The organism is Bradyrhizobium sp. 23 (assembly GCF_023073295.1).
GTDB lineage: Bacteria > Pseudomonadota > Alphaproteobacteria > Rhizobiales > Xanthobacteraceae > Bradyrhizobium > Bradyrhizobium canariense_D.
In genome coordinates, this window is the sequence record NZ_JADPJF010000052.1 from 1 (window position 1) to 503 (window position 503).

General features: G+C 61.6%; 1 pseudogene. It reads right to left on the reverse strand.

Features of this window, described 5'->3' with window-relative positions:
• Positions 1-248, reverse strand: a pseudogene (locus IVB32_RS13135) (hypothetical protein); the annotation flags it as partial.
• Positions 249-503 lie beyond the last annotated feature (255 nt).

Consider the following 503-nt stretch of genomic DNA (forward strand, 5'->3'; position numbering starts at 1 on the left):
ACCGTCGCGATGCCCTCGGCCAGGAACCAGCATTTGCGGCGACCGTCCATTCGGTAGACCCAATGCTGTCCACCAGTGGTCGAGCTACCGGGACGCGGCACGCATTCGGCTTGCGGCGGAGAGGTTACCGTGGGTTGGGGCGAGGCAGTATTGAAGAAGTCGGCAAGAGGGTTGGCAGACGCAGGCGCCGCCGATAAACCCCCGACAAGCACCAAACTGGCGAAGTATAATCGCAAATGACCGGACATCGAAAACTCCCGGGTGCGCCCCACCCCCGCTCGAACCTTAGCGGCGACAACGGCTCCCATGCGGCTTAAATCGGGCGGCGCGATGAATTAATTAATTGTACTCTTGGCTACCTGATTAATATGCCGGTCACGAGGCAGCGCGATTCATCGAGCCGTCCGCGCCGCCGCCGCCCGGTCGATCGCCATCTTTGCGCTCGTCCCCGAGCACGAAAGCGCAACTGGCCGAGGGTGAGTTTGTGGAGGTCACGAGACGTG